13 protein-coding genes are annotated in these 16,904 nt (G+C 41.2%); 9 read left to right on the top strand and 4 right to left on the bottom strand.

The window, feature by feature from the left end; all coding sequences use genetic code 11:
• Positions 1-42 precede the first annotated feature (42 nt).
• The gene (gene nagB / locus B9Y87_RS12935) at positions 43-1,971 is read right to left on the bottom strand and encodes a glucosamine-6-phosphate deaminase (protein ID WP_085499414.1); all 1,929 of its coding nucleotides are present in this window, start codon (positions 1,969-1,971) and stop codon (positions 43-45) included.
• A 263-nt stretch (positions 1,972-2,234) separates the two neighbouring features.
• Here nagB and uxuA point away from each other — a divergent pair, with 263 nt between their 5' ends.
• Positions 2,235-3,422: a mannonate dehydratase gene (uxuA, locus tag B9Y87_RS12930; protein WP_217807520.1), complete on the top strand. Its 1,188-nt coding sequence runs from the start codon at positions 2,235-2,237 to the stop codon at positions 3,420-3,422.
• Positions 3,423-3,546: 124 nt separating this feature from the next.
• Here uxuA and B9Y87_RS12925 read toward each other — a convergent pair whose 3' ends face one another.
• Positions 3,547-4,215: a bifunctional 4-hydroxy-2-oxoglutarate aldolase/2-dehydro-3-deoxy-phosphogluconate aldolase gene (locus tag B9Y87_RS12925; protein ID WP_085499413.1), complete on the bottom strand. Its 669-nt coding sequence runs from the start codon at positions 4,213-4,215 to the stop codon at positions 3,547-3,549.
• A gap of 14 nt (positions 4,216-4,229) precedes the next feature.
• Positions 4,230-5,252: a sugar kinase gene (locus B9Y87_RS12920; protein ID WP_085499412.1), complete on the bottom strand. Its 1,023-nt coding sequence runs from the start codon at positions 5,250-5,252 to the stop codon at positions 4,230-4,232.
• 275 nt (positions 5,253-5,527) lie between these two features.
• On the opposite strand from B9Y87_RS12920, the gene B9Y87_RS12915 reads away from it, so the two are divergent.
• The 8 genes from B9Y87_RS12915 to B9Y87_RS12880 all read left to right on the top strand — a co-directional run bounded on the left by B9Y87_RS12915 (position 5,528) and on the right by B9Y87_RS12880 (position 15,585).
• Entirely contained in the window at positions 5,528-6,259 is a 732-nt protein-coding gene (locus B9Y87_RS12915) for a carboxylesterase family protein (protein ID WP_085499411.1), read from the top strand.
• Positions 6,260-6,398: 139 nt separating this feature from the next.
• A complete protein-coding gene (locus B9Y87_RS12910) occupies positions 6,399-8,459 on the top strand; it encodes a thioredoxin domain-containing protein (RefSeq protein ID WP_245808704.1) in 2,061 nt (686 codons plus the stop codon).
• Positions 8,460-8,676: 217 nt separating this feature from the next.
• On the top strand, positions 8,677-10,395 hold the full coding sequence (locus B9Y87_RS12905; RefSeq protein WP_085499409.1) for a GMC family oxidoreductase: 1,719 nt from the start codon (positions 8,677-8,679) through the stop codon (positions 10,393-10,395).
• Between the two features lie 4 nt (positions 10,396-10,399).
• Positions 10,400-11,107 (top strand): gluconate 2-dehydrogenase subunit 3 family protein, encoded by a 708-nt coding sequence (locus B9Y87_RS12900; RefSeq protein ID WP_031444999.1) that lies wholly within the window; start codon positions 10,400-10,402, stop codon positions 11,105-11,107.
• Between the two features lie 42 nt (positions 11,108-11,149).
• Positions 11,150-11,983 (top strand): sugar phosphate isomerase/epimerase family protein, encoded by an 834-nt coding sequence (locus B9Y87_RS12895; protein ID WP_139827225.1) that lies wholly within the window; start codon positions 11,150-11,152, stop codon positions 11,981-11,983.
• Positions 11,984-12,239: 256 nt separating this feature from the next.
• On the top strand, positions 12,240-13,961 hold the full coding sequence (locus tag B9Y87_RS12890; protein ID WP_085499408.1) for a GMC family oxidoreductase: 1,722 nt from the start codon (positions 12,240-12,242) through the stop codon (positions 13,959-13,961).
• A gap of 3 nt (positions 13,962-13,964) precedes the next feature.
• The gene (locus B9Y87_RS12885) at positions 13,965-14,684 is read left to right on the top strand and encodes a gluconate 2-dehydrogenase subunit 3 family protein (protein ID WP_085499407.1); all 720 of its coding nucleotides are present in this window, start codon (positions 13,965-13,967) and stop codon (positions 14,682-14,684) included.
• A gap of 154 nt (positions 14,685-14,838) precedes the next feature.
• The gene (locus B9Y87_RS12880) at positions 14,839-15,585 is read left to right on the top strand and encodes a M15 family metallopeptidase (RefSeq protein ID WP_245808703.1); all 747 of its coding nucleotides are present in this window, start codon (positions 14,839-14,841) and stop codon (positions 15,583-15,585) included.
• A 140-nt stretch (positions 15,586-15,725) separates the two neighbouring features.
• Here the strand turns inward: B9Y87_RS12880 and B9Y87_RS12875 are convergent, their stop codons facing one another.
• The gene (locus B9Y87_RS12875) at positions 15,726-16,904 is read right to left on the bottom strand and encodes a THUMP-like domain-containing protein (protein WP_085499406.1); all 1,179 of its coding nucleotides are present in this window, start codon (positions 16,902-16,904) and stop codon (positions 15,726-15,728) included.

The raw sequence follows: 16,904 nt of genomic DNA, 5'->3' as shown, positions 1-16,904 counted from the left end.
CTGCCCATTGGGCAGCCTTTTTGTATTGTAAACTCTTGGTGTTTAAAAATGGTAGCGAACAAATGCTTCCATGGCAGCGTAATGTGCCAATCCCAATTCATCGTATTTGGTAGCAGTTTCTTTGTTCCTGTCCTCTGCACGTTGCCAAAATTCCCGTGAATCCGATCCTTGGAATACCACTCCGTCTTTTTGGGACTGGTGTTTGAAAATTCCATAACGCTTGGCCAAAACCTGGCTTGGACTCATAGGTACAGCCATTTCAATATCCTCTATATCCCATTCTTGCCATGCTCCACGGTACAACCATAACCAACAATCCTTCATGTAGGATTTAGTCTTAAGGCGTTTTAGGGCTTCAAAAATTATGTCCAAACACACCTTGTGGGTACCATGTGGGTCTGCCAAATCGCCGGCGGCATAGATTTGGTGAGGTTTAATTTTTTCTATCAAATCCATGGTAATTTTGATATCTTCCTCTCCCGGAGGATTCTTCTCAATGGTACCGGTTTCGTAGAAAGGCAGATCGTTAAAATGTATCTGTTCGTCCGTAAGTCCAACGTAATAACTAGTTGCCCTAGCCTCACTTCTACGAATAAGACCCTTTATGTTTCTTACTTCTTCAATGTCTATTTCACTGGTCTTTTTGTTCTTGATGAACTCCGTTGCCTTTTTGTATATCTCAATGGATTTTCTGTTGTCCAGACCAAAGGAGCGGTTGTAATCGATCACGAAATCCGAGAATCGCAGTGCTTCGTCATCGGCTACGGCTATATTTCCGGAAGTCTGATAAGCTACATGCACTTCATGGCCTTGGTTTTGTAGGCGCATGAACGTACCTCCCATACTAATGATATCATCATCTGGGTGCGGACTAAAAATAAGTACGCGTTTTTTGGCCGGATTTGCTCTTTCCGGTCTGTTGCTGTCATCGGCATTTGGCTTTCCTCCAGGCCAACCGGTAATGGTATGTTGTAGTTTATTAAAAATTCTAATGTTGATATCGTAGGCATCCCCAACTTCCGTCAACAAATCGCTCATCCCGTTTTCAATATAGTCCGCCTCGGTCAACATTAAGACTGGTTTCTCCAATCGCAACGCCAGTCCAACTACGGCTTTCTTGATCATTTTTTCATTCCACTCTACTTTCTCAACGATCCATGGGGTACTTACCCTGGTAAGTTTTGAGGATGATCCATTGTCAAGGATAAAAACACTGTTTGGATGTTCCTGTAAGTAGGATGCCGGTACCTGTTCGGTAATAGGTCCCTCAACAGAAGCTTTAATGATAGAGGATTTTCCTTCCCCCCAAGCCATAAGGATAACTTGCTTGGCCTGCATTATTTGCTTTATACCAAGTGTAATGGCCGTTTTTGGAGTATTGTACAATCCTTGAAAATCTTTACTGGCTGCCACCCTGGTAATATGGTCCAAAGTAACCAGTCTGGTCTTGGAGTTGGGGAGCGATCCGGATTCGTTAAAACCTATATGTCCATTGCCACCTATACCCAAGATCTGTAGATCGATGCCACCCAAAGCATCTATTTTGGCTTCATACTCCTTACAATAATCCGCAATATCCTTTTTCTCCAAAGTGCCATCGGGAATATGATAATTTTCTGGTTCAATGTCCACATGGTTAAAGAGCAATTCCTTCATAAAACGCACATAACTTTGTATGGCGTCCGGTTCCATGGGGTAATATTCATCCAGGTTGAAGGCTATTACATTTTTAAAGCTAAGGTTTTCTTCCTTGTGCAAACGTACGAGTTCTGCATACAGTCTTTTTGGTGTGGAACCCGTGGCAAGCCCAAGTACGCACATCTCCTTGGCCTTTTGTTTTTTCTTTATTAATGTCGCAATTTCAGCTGCTGCTGCCTTGGACGCAACCTCGGAAGACTCGAAGATTACCGTGTTGATTTTTTCAAACCGTTTTTCAAAACTGGTAACCTTGTCGATTTTACTTTTAATCATGGAGAGCTAGATTTTTTGTTCATTTTTGGTTGAATCGATAAAAGTAGTACAAAGTATTTAAATGGCTAAAAAAGATAAGGAATTTTAATCAAGTTTAAGAATAAAACATATTTTGTGATACTTTTTTAAACTTGCATAAATTGGTAAGTGCAATACTTTTAAAATTAATATCTTGGTAAATTATTTACTTAAGAGACCTGTGGTCAAAAAAATTGTCGCAATGCCGCCAATAGAGTAATGTTTTATTTTTAAAAATTATATCAATGAGTTTGACTTTAGAAAATACATGGAGATGGTACGGGCCCAAAGATCCTGTTTCTTTAATGGATATTAAACAGTCCGGAGCTACAGGAGTGGTTACTGCCCTACATCATATTGCCAATGGGGAAATATGGCCCGTGGAGGAAATTAAAAAGAGAAAGGCGGAGATCGAGGCGGTGGGCTTGACCTGGTCTGTGGTAGAAAGTGTTCCCATTCATGAAAGTATTAAGACGCAACAAGGCAATTTCCAAAAGTACGTGGAAAACTATAAGACCACCATCACCAATTTAGGATCCTGTGGGATTGATACTATCTGTTATAATTTTATGCCAGTATTGGATTGGACGCGTACCAACTTGGATTATGGGTTGGAGGACGGGTCTACCGCTTTGAGATTTGAAAAGGACGCCTTTGCCGCCTTTGAACTCTTTTTATTAAAACGTCCGGGGGCCGAAAAATCGTATACCGTGGAAGAGCAGAAAGCGGCCAAGGAATATTTGGAAAAAACTTCGGAGAAGGATCAAAAGAAATTGGTCAAGAATATTATAGCTGGATTGCCTGGGGCGGAAGAAGGATATAGCTTAAAGGAGTTCAATCAGATTTTGGCAACCTATGACCAAATTGGAGCAAAGGAACTGAAGCAACATCTGTTTTCCTTTTTACAAAGCATTATTCCAATTGCCGAAGAGGCAGGGGTGCGTATGTGCATACATCCAGATGACCCTCCATATCCCATTCTGGGATTGCCAAGGGTGGTAAGTACGGAGCAGGACATTCTAGATCTTTATAATGCAGTGGATAGTCCCAACAACGGACTCACTTTTTGTACGGGGTCTTTTGGGGTTAGGGCCGATAATGATTTGGTAGGCATGGTGAAGCGCTTGGGGCATCGCATACATTTTATGCACCTGAGAAGTACGCAGCGGGATGAAAAAGGTAATTTTCACGAAGCCGATCATTTGGCCGGGGATGTAGACATGTACGGGGTGCTAAAAGCTTTGGTGGAAGAGCAACAGAAGAGAAGTGCTGCAGGAAGAAAGGATTTGAGGATGCCGATGCGGCCAGATCACGGTCATAAAATGTTGGATGACCTTAAGAAGAAAACAAACCCTGGCTATTCTGCCATAGGAAGGCTTAGGGGTCTTGCAGAGTTAAGGGGGCTGGAATTGGGAATAAGGAGGTCCCTATAAAAAAGTGAACCTTCCTTTTCTGGATAAACTATATTTGATTTTATAAAAAAAACCTCTGATTTTCAACGATCGGAGGTTTTAATTTTATAATGTGCCTTAGGCAGGCAGATGACGGGTATTGTCATTAGCCCCGTATTCTTTTAATGAGGGCCAATGTTTCCCTTACCGATTGCTCCAAGCCACTGTAATCCTTGTTTTCCACTACCGCTTTACTAATGAGGTTGGAACCCATACCTACACAGGTAACGCCTGCATTGAACCATCCTTTTAAATTGGATTCTTCCAAGGTTACACCGCCGGTTGGCATAACACTGGTCCATGGTTGCGGTCCTTTAATGGCTTTTACAAAGTCTGGTCCAAAATTGGCGCCAGGGAATAATTTTATAATTTCGCAGCCCATTTCTTCGGCTTTGTTAATTTCCGTAAGGGAACCACACCCCGGACTCCATAATACTTTTCTTCTGTTACAGGCAATGGCAATATCTTCGCGCAGGGAAGGGGTTACAATGAAATTGGCTCCCATTTGCATATAAAGTGATGCCGCTGCCGCATCGGTAACCGACCCTACACCTACGGCCATTTCCGGTAATTCCTTTATAACGAATTTATTTAGTTCGGCAAAAACTTCATGGGCGAAATCCCCCCTTGCCGTAAATTCTATTAATCGGGCACCACCATTATAGCAGGCTGTTAATATTTTTTTTCCCAAGTCCACATCAGGATGATAGAATAAGGGTACAAGACCCGTTTCTTTCATTAATGCAGCTACTTCAATTCTAGAAAACTGTGACATAAGTTATAATTGTTTTACCGACTTACTTTTCCAGAGGAATTTCCTCCTGCCAATTGCTCAATTTCGTCAAGTGTGGCCAAGTTGAAATCACCTGTAATCGTATGCTTGATACAGCAGGCAGCTGCAGCAAAATCTATTGTTTGTTGATTATCTATTCTATCCTGTAAGAGGCCGTATATCAAGCCTCCCATAAAGGCATCGCCACTACCTACCCGGTCAACTACAGGGGTAACCTCCCTTATTTTTGCGTAGTGTATTTTTTTTCCGTCATATAAAATTCCACCTATTTTTTGATGGGAGGCATTTACGGAATAACGTAAAGTTGTAGCTACATAACTTAGGTCTGGAGAACCTTTGTACAGTAGGTCGTACAGTTCCGGTAAGGAATCCATATCCTGATAGTCCGGGTCCTGTGTCTCTTGGCCAGTCATAAAAAAGGCCGTGTCCAAATCCCCTAGTATTACATTGCTGTACTTTAAGAGTTCGGGCATAATATCTTTTGGCTCTTTTCCATATTTCCATAATTTGGAACGATAATTCAAGTCCGATGAAATGGTAATCCCCATTTTATGGGCTGCCTTGACCGCTTCTAAACATACGGCCGCAGCCTTAGCGGAAATTGCAGGGGTAACCCCGCTCCAGTGAAACCAATCGGCATCCTTGAATACCGCTTTCCAATCTATGCTATTCGGCTCTATTTCCGCAATGGCACTATTGGCCCTATCATAAACCACTTTGCTTCCCCTGGTACCGGCACCCGTTTCCAAAAAATAAATGCCAAGACGGTCTCCCCCAAATTGTATGTTGGTAGTGGCCACATTGTGTTTTCTAATTTCCTGAAGGGCGCATTCTCCTATGTCATTTTTCGGTAAACGTGTAACGAATTCGGCGTTAAAACCATAATTGGCCAAGGATACCGCTACGTTAAACTCCCCGCCACCGTAGGTAGCATTAAAATTGGTGGCTTGTGAAAAACGAAGGTGTCTTTCGGTTGAGAGTCTTAGCAGGATTTCCCCGAAAGTAATAACTTTCTTCATACTAATTTTTTTGTTTGCTGGATAAATGTACCAAAGTAAAACGAAAACCCGAAAAGAAAATACATTTAGACATTTATAACTATTATCCTATTTTTTGTTTTGGGAATAATCCTGAATGTTAAATAAAAGTATAATCTGGAGGTAAGTTAAAGAAAAATGCATCAATTTGCTGATTTTCGACCAATTTGGAATGCTGATTGATAATACTGATATTTTCTGGATATTACCTTTAACAAATAAGGAGAGTCCTACAATCAAACAATTTTAAAGAACAAATGAAAACTATAGTATTTATATTTTGTTGCCTTTTTATCTTTGAAGGCTGTGCCTCCCAGTCCTCGCCTGAACTGATCAATTCCGAAATGGAGGTTGTTACCTCCGAAACCCTTAGGTATTACCTATATTACCCAGGTAATTATGAGGTAAATCCGGAAGAGAAGTTTCCCCTGTTGCTATTTTTACATGGCGGGGGGGAGTCTGGCGGAAATTTAAAATCCGTGAAACGAAATGGCCCTCCAAAACTTATTTCTGGAGGCAAGAAATTTCCTTTTCTCATCTTGGCACCACAGAATCCAGAAGAAAAAATGTGGTGGAACACAAGGGCCGTTAACCGCCTCTTGGATAGTATCGTTGCCACCAATAAAGTGGACGAAAATAGAATATACCTAACCGGTCTTAGTAGGGGTGGGGGTGCTGCGTGGGAAATGGCTGTCCAATATCCTGATAAATTTGCCGCTTTGGCCGTGGTTTGTGGAATGACTCCTGTGCCCTATGCCTCCTGGATAAATAAAAATTTGCCCATTAGGGTCTTTCATGGTGACCAGGATAAGTCGATCCCCATAACGGAATCCATTGAAATGGTGGCCAAATTAAAGGAGATGGGATACAATGTGGATTTTACCATTTACAAGGGTGTAGGTCATAATGCCTGGGACAGGGCCTATGAAAACGATGAACTATATGACTGGTTTTTGGCCCAGAAAAAGCAGGTCCCCATTGAAAATTAACATTTTAACGCGCGTAGAACTTTATTCAAATCTAGGATAATTGAATTCAATTGTTGTATTTTTCAAGACTGAACCATTTTTGCATTTTATGACCCGAAATATGTGCCTTAGGCTTTCTCTTTATAATCTTTTTTTATTGATGGCAATTATCCTATTTTCTTGCTCAGATATAAAGGGTCAGAAAAGCGACCATAAATATACCAATGATCTTATAAATGAGACTAGCCCCTATTTATTGCAGCATGCCCATAATCCTGTAAATTGGAGGCCTTGGAGCCCAAATGCTTTGGAAGATGCCAAAAAACAGGACAAGCTGGTATTGGTAAGCGTTGGTTATTCTTCCTGCCATTGGTGCCACGTCATGGAGGAGGAGACCTTTGAAGATGAGGAAGTGGCTAAATTGATGAATGAAAACTTTATAAATATTAAAGTGGATAGGGAGGAAAGACCCGATGTAGACCATGTTTATATGACCGCTTTGCAGCTTATTAAAGGGAACGGAGGTTGGCCTCTGAACGTAATTACCCTGCCCAATGGCAAGCCCATTTATGGGGGCACTTACCATACTAAGGAACAGTGGAACCAAGTTTTGTCGCAGGTAAGCAAACTATACAGGGAGGATCCCAAAAAGGCCAATGAATATGCCGATATGGTGGCCAAAGGCATTCAGGAAGTTAATATTATAAAACCGGTCTCCGACTTGGGGATGTTGACTCCTGAGGTCTTAAAAAATAGCATTGATAAATGGAAGGACAGTTGGGACCTGAAATGGGGAGGAAATAAAGGGTCGCAGAAATTTATGATTCCTGTAAATCTGGATTTCTTGTTGGATTATGCCGTTTTAACTGAGGATAATGAAGCTAAGGTTTTTGTTAAAACCACTTTGGATCGAATTGCTTGGGGAGGTGTTTATGATCATATTGCGGGCGGATTCTATAGGTATAGTACCGATGCGCAATGGAAGGTGCCACACTTTGAGAAAATGCTCTATGACAATGCGCAATTATTGAGCCTTTATTCCAAAGCCTATAAGGTGTTTAAGGAACCTATGTATAAGAAGGTTGTAGAAGAGACTATTGCTTTTTTGGATAGGGAGATGAAAAATCCAGAGGGTGGCTATTATGCAGCCATTGATGCAGATAGTGAAGGGGAGGAAGGTAAATTTTACGTTTGGAAAGAAGAGGAGTTAAAGTCGGTTTTGGGATCCGATTTCGAAACTTTTGCCAAATATTACAATATTAAGCGCTCCAACATTTGGGAAAATGATTCCTATGTTCTTTTTAGGACTACCGGTGACGAAGATTTTGTTAAGGAGAACGATATCTCCTGGGAGGAGTGGGCAGAATATCAGGAACGTTGGCAAAAGAAAATTTTGACGGCAAGGAACAAAAGAATTAGGCCCAATACCGATGACAAAATCATTACCTCATGGAACGCTTTGTTGATCAATGGGTTTGTGGATGCCTACAATGTTTTTCAGGAAACTGCCTATTTGGAAAAAGCCGAGGAGGTATTCCGATTTATTGAAAAAAATAGTCTGGACAAAGATCGATTGATCCATACCTATAAAAAAGGAAGTAAAAAAAGCGACGGATTTTTGGAAGATTATTCCTTTTTGGCCAATGCTTCCTTAAAATTGTACAGTACAACAATGTCCGTTTCTTATTTGGACTTTGCCAAAAAAATGAATCAAATAGCCAAGGACAAATTCGCGGATGAAAATTCAGGGATGTTCAGCTTTAACTCCAACGATGAATTAATTGCCAAAATAATTAAAACCGATGATGGGGTATTGCCTTCACCCAATGCAATTATGGCAGAAAACCTGTTTCTTTTGGGACATATAGATTATGATAAGGAAGCTACTCAAAAAGCAAGGGCCATGCTTTCCTCCATGATTTCGGTGTTGGAGGAAAGCGCTTATAATTATTCCAAATGGAATTCCCTGCTGTTAAAAACGGCATATCCCTTTTATGAAATTGCTGTTGTAGGCACGGATGCCAAACAGTTGTTAGCTGAATTACAACAGCAAAATTTGCCCAATACCTTAATTGTGGGCAGTGATAGGCATAGTAATATGCCCTTGTTCAAAGGGCGTTATGCGGATGATGGGACCTATATTTACGTTTGTCAGGATCATACCTGTAAGCTTCCGGTAGCTACCACTAAGGAAGCTTTGGAGCAATTGAAGAATTTTTAAGGATAGGATTTCCATTTTTAAGGGGTGGACTAAAAGTCACAGTTCTGGAAATTAATCCTGAATTCATATTTGTGTTAGGTGTGCAGGCCTATAATATTTTATCAATTATCCTTTGTTTTGTGTCAAATTACATGAATTTTCGGGTTGTTCGGATAAAAAATTTTAATTTAATATTGATTTAAACTTATATTGAGCTTCAAAATTAATTCTCTTTAGTATGCAGATAAAAGAATCATCAACTATTTATGATGTTATTATAGTTGGGTCCGGTGCCGGTGGTGGTATGGCCACAAAAGTATTGTCCGAGGCAGGGTTAAAAGTGGCCGTGGTAGAAGCGGGTCCATTTTTTGATCCTAAAAATCCGGAACAAATTACACAGTTGAAATGGCCATATGAATCTCCCCGCAGAGGCGCAAGTACAACCAGGGCATTTGGGGAATATGATGCTGCATATGGCGGTTGGGAAATTGAAGGGGAACCTTATACCCAAAAAAATGGATCAAAATTTAATTGGTTCAGATCGCGTATGTTGGGGGGTAGAACAAATCACTGGGGACGCATCTCTTTGCGTTTCAGTCAACGCGATTTTAAACACAAGGATATTGATGGTCTTGGAGAAAACTGGCCTATTGGCTATGAGGATGTAAAACCTTACTATGACAAGGTAGACAAGTTAATTGGTGTTTTTGGGTCTAAAGAAGGCTTGGAGAATGAGCCGGACGGGTTTTTTCTTCCTGCGCCAAAACCTAGATTACATGAGCTGTATTATATAGATGGTGCTAGGAAATCCAATATTCCTGTCATCCCTTCAAGGATGTCCATGGTTACAAAAAAGATTAACAACGATCGCGGGGTCTGCTTTTATTGTGGACAATGTGGTAGATCTTGTCAGATATATGCCGATTTTTCATCAGGGAGTTGTTTAATCTTCCCTGCGCAAAAAAATGGTGGTCAAATAGACCTTTTTGTGAACGCCATGGTGCGGGAGGTAACTACCAATGATGAAGGTAAGGCTACAGGGGTGCTTTATGTTAATAAGGAAGATAGAAAGGAATATGGATTAAAGGGAAAAATTGTGGTGCTTGCGGCATCGGCCTGTAGTACCGCAAGAATCCTGTTAAATTCCAAAAGCAAGCAGCATCCGGCCGGACTGGGCAATAGTAGCGGTGTGGTAGGGAAATACCTGCACGACTCCACTGGGGGAGGAATGACCGGATTTGTCCCTGAATTGATGAATAGAAAGACATACAACGAAGATGGTGTAGGAGGGATGCATGTCTATACTCCTTGGTGGTTGGACAATAAGAAGCTCGATTTCGCCAGAGGTTATCACATAGAAATATGGGGTGGAATGGGGATGCCAAGCTACGGTTTCGGATTTAACCCCAATGCCATGAACGAGTTCTTTGGTGAAAAAGTTGGTGGCTATGGCAATGTCCTTAGGGAGGACGTAAAGAAATACTACGGGGCAATGATCGGTTTTGCAGGTCGTGGCGAATCCATTGCCATGGAAAGCAACTATTGTGAAATAGATCCAGGAAAAGTGGATGAATTTGGTATTCCAGTATTGCGCTTTAACTACCAGTGGTCAGATCACGAACGTTTACAAGCCAAGCATATGCAGGAAACCTTTGCGGAAATAATCCACAACATGGGCGGACAGGTTATAGGCAAACCGGCAGGAAAGGATAGGGATTATGGTCTGCTTAATCCAGGAGAAATAATCCACGAAGTAGGTACCACAAGGATGGGAGATGATCCTAGAACTTCTGTTGTTAATAAATGGGAGCAAATGCACGATGTGGATAATGTATTTATTGTTGATGCGGGCCCCTTTGTTTCCCAAGCGGATAAGAACCCTACATGGACCATCTTGGCACTTGCCTGGAGAACATCAGATTATATAGTTGAGCAATTGAAAAAACAAAATATCTAGTATTATGGATAGAAGAAAAAGTATAAAATCCATTATTCTTGGAGGTGTAGCAGGTGGATTGGCAATAAATGGATGTAAGCCTGGAACAGAAGGGGAAGCTGGAGCTGCAGAAGCCCTGGTTCAGGAAGAAAAACATTTCGGGAGGACCCCAGAGGAAAAGGAGTTGTTGAAAAAACTCTACGCAGAACAGTTTTTTAATGAACATGAAATGGCAACTTTGGGTGTTTTATGCGCCTTAATTTTGCCCGCCAACGGAACCTATGGTAGTGCTACCGATGCGGGAGTTCCCGATTTTATTGAATTCATGGCCAAGGATATCCCTGCCTATCAGACGCCCTTGCAAGGTGGTTTAATGTGGTTGGACCATAAAAGTAATAAGGATTACGGAGTGGAATTTAAAACGGCTACCGAGGCACAGCAGAAAGAGATTTTGGATGCCATTGCCTTTCCGGACAAGGAAAATCCAACATACGAGCAACAATTCTTTTCCCTGATTCGCAATTTAACCGTTACCGGATACTATACTTCCAAGGAAGGTATTGAGGATTTGGGGTATAAAGGTAATTCCCCTAATGTTTGGGACGGAGTACCGGAAGATGTTTTGGCCAAGCATGGAAAATCCTATGATCCCGAATGGCTTGCCAAATGTGTGGACCAAAGTAAGCGCAACGATATGGCAGAATGGGATGACGAAGGTAATTTACTTACCTAGACGTCAGGAAGTGGCATTGGAATTTAAGTAATTAAATAAAATATGAAAAAATTACAGCTCCTAGGGTTATTTTTAATAGCCATGATTTTTTTCGGAACTACTAATGTAACGGCCCAAGAGGTGGGGTTGCAATTGTATAGCCTAAGAAATCAGTTTAAGGAAGATATTCCAAGCACCTTAAAATTAATAAATGACTGGGGTATTACTGTTGTGGAAGGAGGGGATAGCTACGGAATGCCCGAGGAGGAGTTTAAGGGGCTGCTTGCCAAAAACAATTTAAAAGTCGTTAGTATAGGTGCCGGATTCAACGAATTGGCAAATGCACCGGAGCAGGTTGTAAAAAAGGCCAAAAGTTACGGTGCTACTTATGTGATGTGTGCGTGGATTCCACACGATGGCAACAATTTTGGTATAGAGGATACCCAAAAGGCTGTTGAGGTATTCAATAGCGCAGGAAAGATTCTAAGGGATAACGGATTACAATTGGCGTATCACGCCCATGGATTTGAATTCAGGCCCTATAAGGATGGGACCTTATTTGATTATATGGCGGAGCATGCCAAGTATTTCGATTTTGAAATGGATGTGTATTGGGTACATCACGGAGGTGAGGATCCCCTTAAATTACTTAGAAAGTACCCCTCCAAATTCATTTTATTGCATTTAAAGGATATGGAAAAAGGAACCAAGAAAGATAATACCGGTCACGCGGATGTGGAAACCAATGTGGTTTTGGGAACAGGAGAAGTGGATATTGCCGGTGTTGTGGCCGAAGCCAAAAAAATGGGCATAAAGTATATGTTCATCGAGGACGAATGTTCCAGGGTGGTGGATCAGGTTCCCAAGAGTTTAAGGTATTTGGAAGGTTTAAAATAATTAAGTTTCCATTTATGGATATAGACCATAAAGGCCTCCGCTAGGAGGCCTTTTGTTTGTTCCTAGGGTTTTAAAAAAAGGAATGGGCCGTATTTTTAAAGGTCACTTACAAGGAATTGACCCTTGTAATGACATTTTATCAATTGTTGATGGTTTTGTATCAAAATACATGAATTTTCAGGTTGTTTGGATAAAAAATTCTAATTTAATTTCGTTTTTAAATTTATATTGAAGTTCATAATTAATTCATTCCAAAATGCAGATAAAAGAATCCTCAGAAATTTATGATGTTATAATCGTTGGTTCGGGTGCAGGTGGCGGTATGGCCACAAAGCAATTGGCCGATGCCGGACTCAATGTTGCAGTGGTCGAGGCTGGGCCATTTTTTGATCCGGCAGATCCGAAAACCATGAATCAGTTAAAATGGAATTATGAATCTCCAAGAAGGGGTGCCAATACAACTAGGGCTTTTGGAGAATTTGATGCTGCATATGGTGGTTGGGAAATAGAAGGGGAGCCATATACCCATGAACCCGGTACCGAATTCCATTGGTTCCGGTCACATATGCTGGGAGGACGTACCAACCATTGGGGTAGGATTTCCCTGCGATTTGGTCCAAAGGATTTTAAGGGCAAGACCAGGGACGGTCATGGTGACGACTGGCCTATAGGGTATGAGGATGTGAAACCCTATTATGACAAAGTAGATAAACTAATAGGGGTGTTTGGTACCAACGAAGGTTTGGAGAATGATCCCGATGGGTTTTTCTTGCCTCCGCCAAAACCAAGATTACACGAGATTTTCTATATAAATGGGGCCAAAAAGGCAGGAATACCTACTATTCCTGGAAGGCTTTCCATGCTTACAAAAAGAATTAATACAGAACGTGGTGTTTGTTTTTACTGCGGACAATGTTCACGATCCTGTTCGGTCTATGCCGATTTCTCATCGGGAAGTTGTTTAATATTCCCTGCCCAAAAAAATGGTGGACGAATTAAATTATATGTCAATTGTGTAGTGCGGGAAGTTACTACTAATGAAGAGGGTAAGGCAACAGGTGTTTCCTACATTAGTAAGGACGATAGAAAGGAGTACAAATTAAGGGGCAAGGTTGTGGTTTTGGCAGCTTCCGCCTGTAGTTCGGCCCGTATTCTCTTGAATTCGAAAAGTAAACAACATCCTAACGGATTAGGTAATAGCAGTGACCTCGTTGGTAAATACTTGCACGATTCCACTGGAGCCAGTAGAGCTGCTTTTGTTCCGGCATTGATGAACAGAAAGGTATCGTATAATGAAGACGGGGTAGGCAGTAACCATGTTTACTCCCCTTGGTGGGGAGATAACTCCAAGTTGGATTTTCCTAGGGGGTATCATATTGAAGTTGGTGGGGGCATGAAGATGCCAGGCTATGGCTTCAGTTTTAATCCCAATGAATTCAATAAATTTTTTGGACTCAAAGTGGGTGGATATGGGGATAGTTTACGAGACGATGTAAAAAAGTATTACGGTTCCGTATTAGGGGTTGCCGGAAGGGGCGAATCTATTGCCCGCAAGGAAAATTACTGTGAAATAGATCCTACCACCGTGGATCAATTTGGTATTCCCGTATTGAAGTTTAATTATAAATGGTCCGATTTAGAGTTAAAACAGGCTAAGCATATGCAGGACACCTTTGAGGAGATTTTCCACAATATAGGGGCAGAGCCTTTAGGGGATAAGCCAGGAAAAGATCGCGATTATGGACTGGAAGCGCCAGGGCGTATTATCCATGAAGTAGGGACCACCAGAATGGGCAATGATCCGAAAACATCGGTTACTAATAAATTTAATCAGTTGCACGATGTGGACAATGTATTTATTGTGGATGCCGGACCTTTTACCTCCCAAGCGGATAAGAACTGTACCTGGACCATTTTGGCATTGTCTTGGCGCGCCAGTGATTATATTATAGAACAATTAAAACAGCAAAATATCTAGACCATGGATAGAAGAAAGAGTATACAAACAATAATTCTCGGTGCAGGTGCCTCTGCCTTGGCCTTTCATGGGTGTAAGACCGATGGGCCCGATACGGCAAAGGAAGCCGTAGCCGCGGCAGAAAACACCCATTATTTTGGTCGTACCCCTGAGGAGTTGGAGCTGATTGAAAAATTAAATGCAGAACAGCTTTTTACGGAACACGAAATGGAAACCATAGCGGTATTGAGTACCGTAATACTTCCTCCCAGGGAGCCTAATGGAGGCCCCATAGAGGCGGAGGTGCCAGAATTTATAGAGTTTATGGGCAAGGATATCCCTGAGTTGCAGTTGACCCTTAAAGGGGGTCTAATGTGGTTGGACCATAAGAGCAATAGCGATTTCGGAACCGAGTTTAAGCTGGCTACATTGGATCAGCAAAAGCAGATATTGGATACCATCTGTTATCACGATATAGAAAAACCGTTGGACGTTCAACCCCTCGAAATACAATTTTTCTATCTAATGCGAGGATTAACCATTTGTGGCTATTATTCCTCCAAGGTAGGAATTGCCGAATTGGGCTATAAGGGAAATACGCCCAATGTGTGGGATGGTGTTCCGGACGATGTGTTGGCACAGCATGGGGTATCCTACGATCCTGAATGGGTAGCCAAATGTATCGATCAAAGTACGAGAAACGAGATCGCTACTTGGGATGAAAACGGCAAGCTCTTAACCTAATACCATTATTTTTGGTAATTGGGAGATTTCATTAATTTTTCAATATCCTCTGAAGAATAAAATAAGCCCCCATTTCGGGGGTTTTTTGTTTATTTGTTGTGGGGGACCATATGTACCCCTAAGATTAATAGGGTAATAATTGCTACAGGAAGATATGAATTGGAAGTGTACAGTTTTTAATGGAATGGCCATTTTGGCAATGGCGCTTCATTTTGGGTGTAAGGAGACGACTGTAAACAAGGATTTACGGAATGATGTTGAAACCGAATTGGAGGTTGGGGATATCAAAAAAATAAAAATCGAAAAGAAAGAAGAAGAGCAAATACCAAAACTAAAATCCCTTGACGGCCTTGCGGATACTCTGTTTGTAAGGTTGGCAGATTATAGTGATGATTTTGCATACGACCTTCGTTATGCCACAGAAAATAATTTTTTAAAGGCCAAGGTCTACGATTGTGCGGAATGTTACACCAGGGTTAAAACGGCCAGGGCACTGCTTTTGGCCAATAAGGAATTTATGGACAAAGGATTTAAAATTAAGTTTTTCGACTGTTATAGACCCAATGACGTACAATATAAAATGTGGGCCATTGTGCCCAACCCACAATATGTAGCCAATCCTGTTAAGGGATCAATCCATAATAAAGGCGGTGCTGTAGATATTACGTTGACCACCTTGGAGGGGGAAGAATTGGATATGGGAACGGATTTTGATTTTTTTGGAAAAAGGGCCTACCATGACAATTTGGATTTGCCCAGGAATATCCTGGATAATAGGCTGCTGTTAAAGGAAACCATGGAAAAACATGGATTTTGGTCCATTAGAACGGAGTGGTGGCATTACAATTTAGGTATTGCCTCCAATGATAAAGTAGCCAATTTTAAATGGGATTGTGATTGAAATTGTTTAAGTGATTCAAAGATCATTTATGTAACTCCATGTGAAATCTAGACTTCACTTGAACAGAGCGAAGAATGAGCGACGAGAAGTCTCAAATATTAGGCTACTTAATTGTAGCTATAGAATGCTGCGTACTGCCCTTATAATTTATGACAATAAACAACAATTTTTTCACCTTCCGGATTAGTGGTAAAAAACAAATACGCTTCCCCTCCATCCTTAATTTTAAACCTTTTTCTTATTTCTGCCACGCTGATCGGAAAATTCCGAATGGTAATATTTGCTTTTTTTACGTCCAGTTTTTGTAATTCTTTTTTATTGAAGGGAATGGACCTTACAACTTTGAACCTCCTGCCGGGAAAATCCAATAATTGATCGTGGGTGTATAAATGGGAGTGATCATGTAACTTGTGCATATTGAATTTATCGCCTAGGGTTTTAAAAGCCCCAGACTTTAGTATGGCCGAATTGGGCTCGTATAAATACTCCAAGGGATCGGAGTAGTTGGAGATCGCTAATTTTTCATCTTCAAGGGAAAAGCTGAACTGTTCCATTGCCGATCCGTTTAGGTTTACCGTTTTTACCAATACCTCATTTTTATAGCCTCGTTCCAATATCCATAGTATTTCCTTCACTTCATTTTTAACCGCAACAATATGTATTTCCTTAACGAAGTGCAACTCCCGTAGGCCAGCCGATAGGTCTAGAAGTGGCGAGGTTTTTATCATAATATTGTTCGCCTTGGCCAAAATAATATCTAGATTATCCGGTACATTCGGAATACAATCGGACAGCAAAAAAACCTTTCCTTTGGCATCATGTCTACGGGAGGGGTCAATAAATACCCAATCGAAATCGACTTCCGAGCTTTTTAAAAAATCTATGCCATCCATGGCATGGCAATGGATATTGGTCCTGCCCAAGGTCTTAAAATTATGTGTGGCTATTTGGGACAGATCCTTGTTAATTTCACAATGATGCACCTGTCCTATGTTGAAACTGAAAAAATAACTGTCAACCCCAAAGCCGCCGGTCATGTCCAACAGCGCTTTCCCACTTATCATCCCGGCCTTGTATTGGGCGGTGTTTTCTGAGGATGTCTGTTCTATATTTAGTTTGTTGGGGTAGTAGATATTGTCTGAGCGGTACCAAGTTGGGAGTTTGTCCTTGCACTTGTTCTTGGCTTCGATTTGTTCTGTGATTTCCTTGTTGGTAACACCATCCAAATTTAAAGGCTTTAATAAAAGGGCAATAGGATCCGTTCCTAAATTTTCGCTTATAAAATTTTGAATTTGAGATGTTAATATGTTCTTGTTCAA

Origin of the sequence: Arenibacter troitsensis (genome assembly GCF_900177645.1) — a bacterium.
GTDB classification, from domain to species: Bacteria; Bacteroidota; Bacteroidia; order Flavobacteriales; family Flavobacteriaceae; genus Arenibacter; species Arenibacter troitsensis.
Note: the sequence above shows the minus strand (reverse complement) of the source record. Positions and strands in the feature narration are given on the sequence as shown.

Coding starts and splice junctions, on each gene's coding strand:
- B9Y87_RS12900 (WP_031444999.1), top strand. CDS start 10,400: ATGGATAGAAGAAAAAGTATAAAATCCATTATTCTTGGAGGTGTAGCA.
- nagB (WP_085499414.1), bottom strand. CDS start 1,971: ATGATTAAAAGTAAAATCGACAAGGTTACCAGTTTTGAAAAACGGTTT.
- B9Y87_RS12880 (WP_245808703.1), top strand. CDS start 14,839: ATGAATTGGAAGTGTACAGTTTTTAATGGAATGGCCATTTTGGCAATG.
- uxuA (WP_217807520.1), top strand. CDS start 2,235: ATGAGTTTGACTTTAGAAAATACATGGAGATGGTACGGGCCCAAAGAT.
- B9Y87_RS12905 (WP_085499409.1), top strand. CDS start 8,677: ATGCAGATAAAAGAATCATCAACTATTTATGATGTTATTATAGTTGGG.
- B9Y87_RS12890 (WP_085499408.1), top strand. CDS start 12,240: ATGCAGATAAAAGAATCCTCAGAAATTTATGATGTTATAATCGTTGGT.
- B9Y87_RS12910 (WP_245808704.1), top strand. CDS start 6,399: ATGGCAATTATCCTATTTTCTTGCTCAGATATAAAGGGTCAGAAAAGC.
- B9Y87_RS12920 (WP_085499412.1), bottom strand. CDS start 5,252: ATGAAGAAAGTTATTACTTTCGGGGAAATCCTGCTAAGACTCTCAACC.
- B9Y87_RS12895 (WP_139827225.1), top strand. CDS start 11,150: ATGAAAAAATTACAGCTCCTAGGGTTATTTTTAATAGCCATGATTTTT.
- B9Y87_RS12915 (WP_085499411.1), top strand. CDS start 5,528: ATGAAAACTATAGTATTTATATTTTGTTGCCTTTTTATCTTTGAAGGC.
- B9Y87_RS12925 (WP_085499413.1), bottom strand. CDS start 4,215: ATGTCACAGTTTTCTAGAATTGAAGTAGCTGCATTAATGAAAGAAACG.
- B9Y87_RS12885 (WP_085499407.1), top strand. CDS start 13,965: ATGGATAGAAGAAAGAGTATACAAACAATAATTCTCGGTGCAGGTGCC.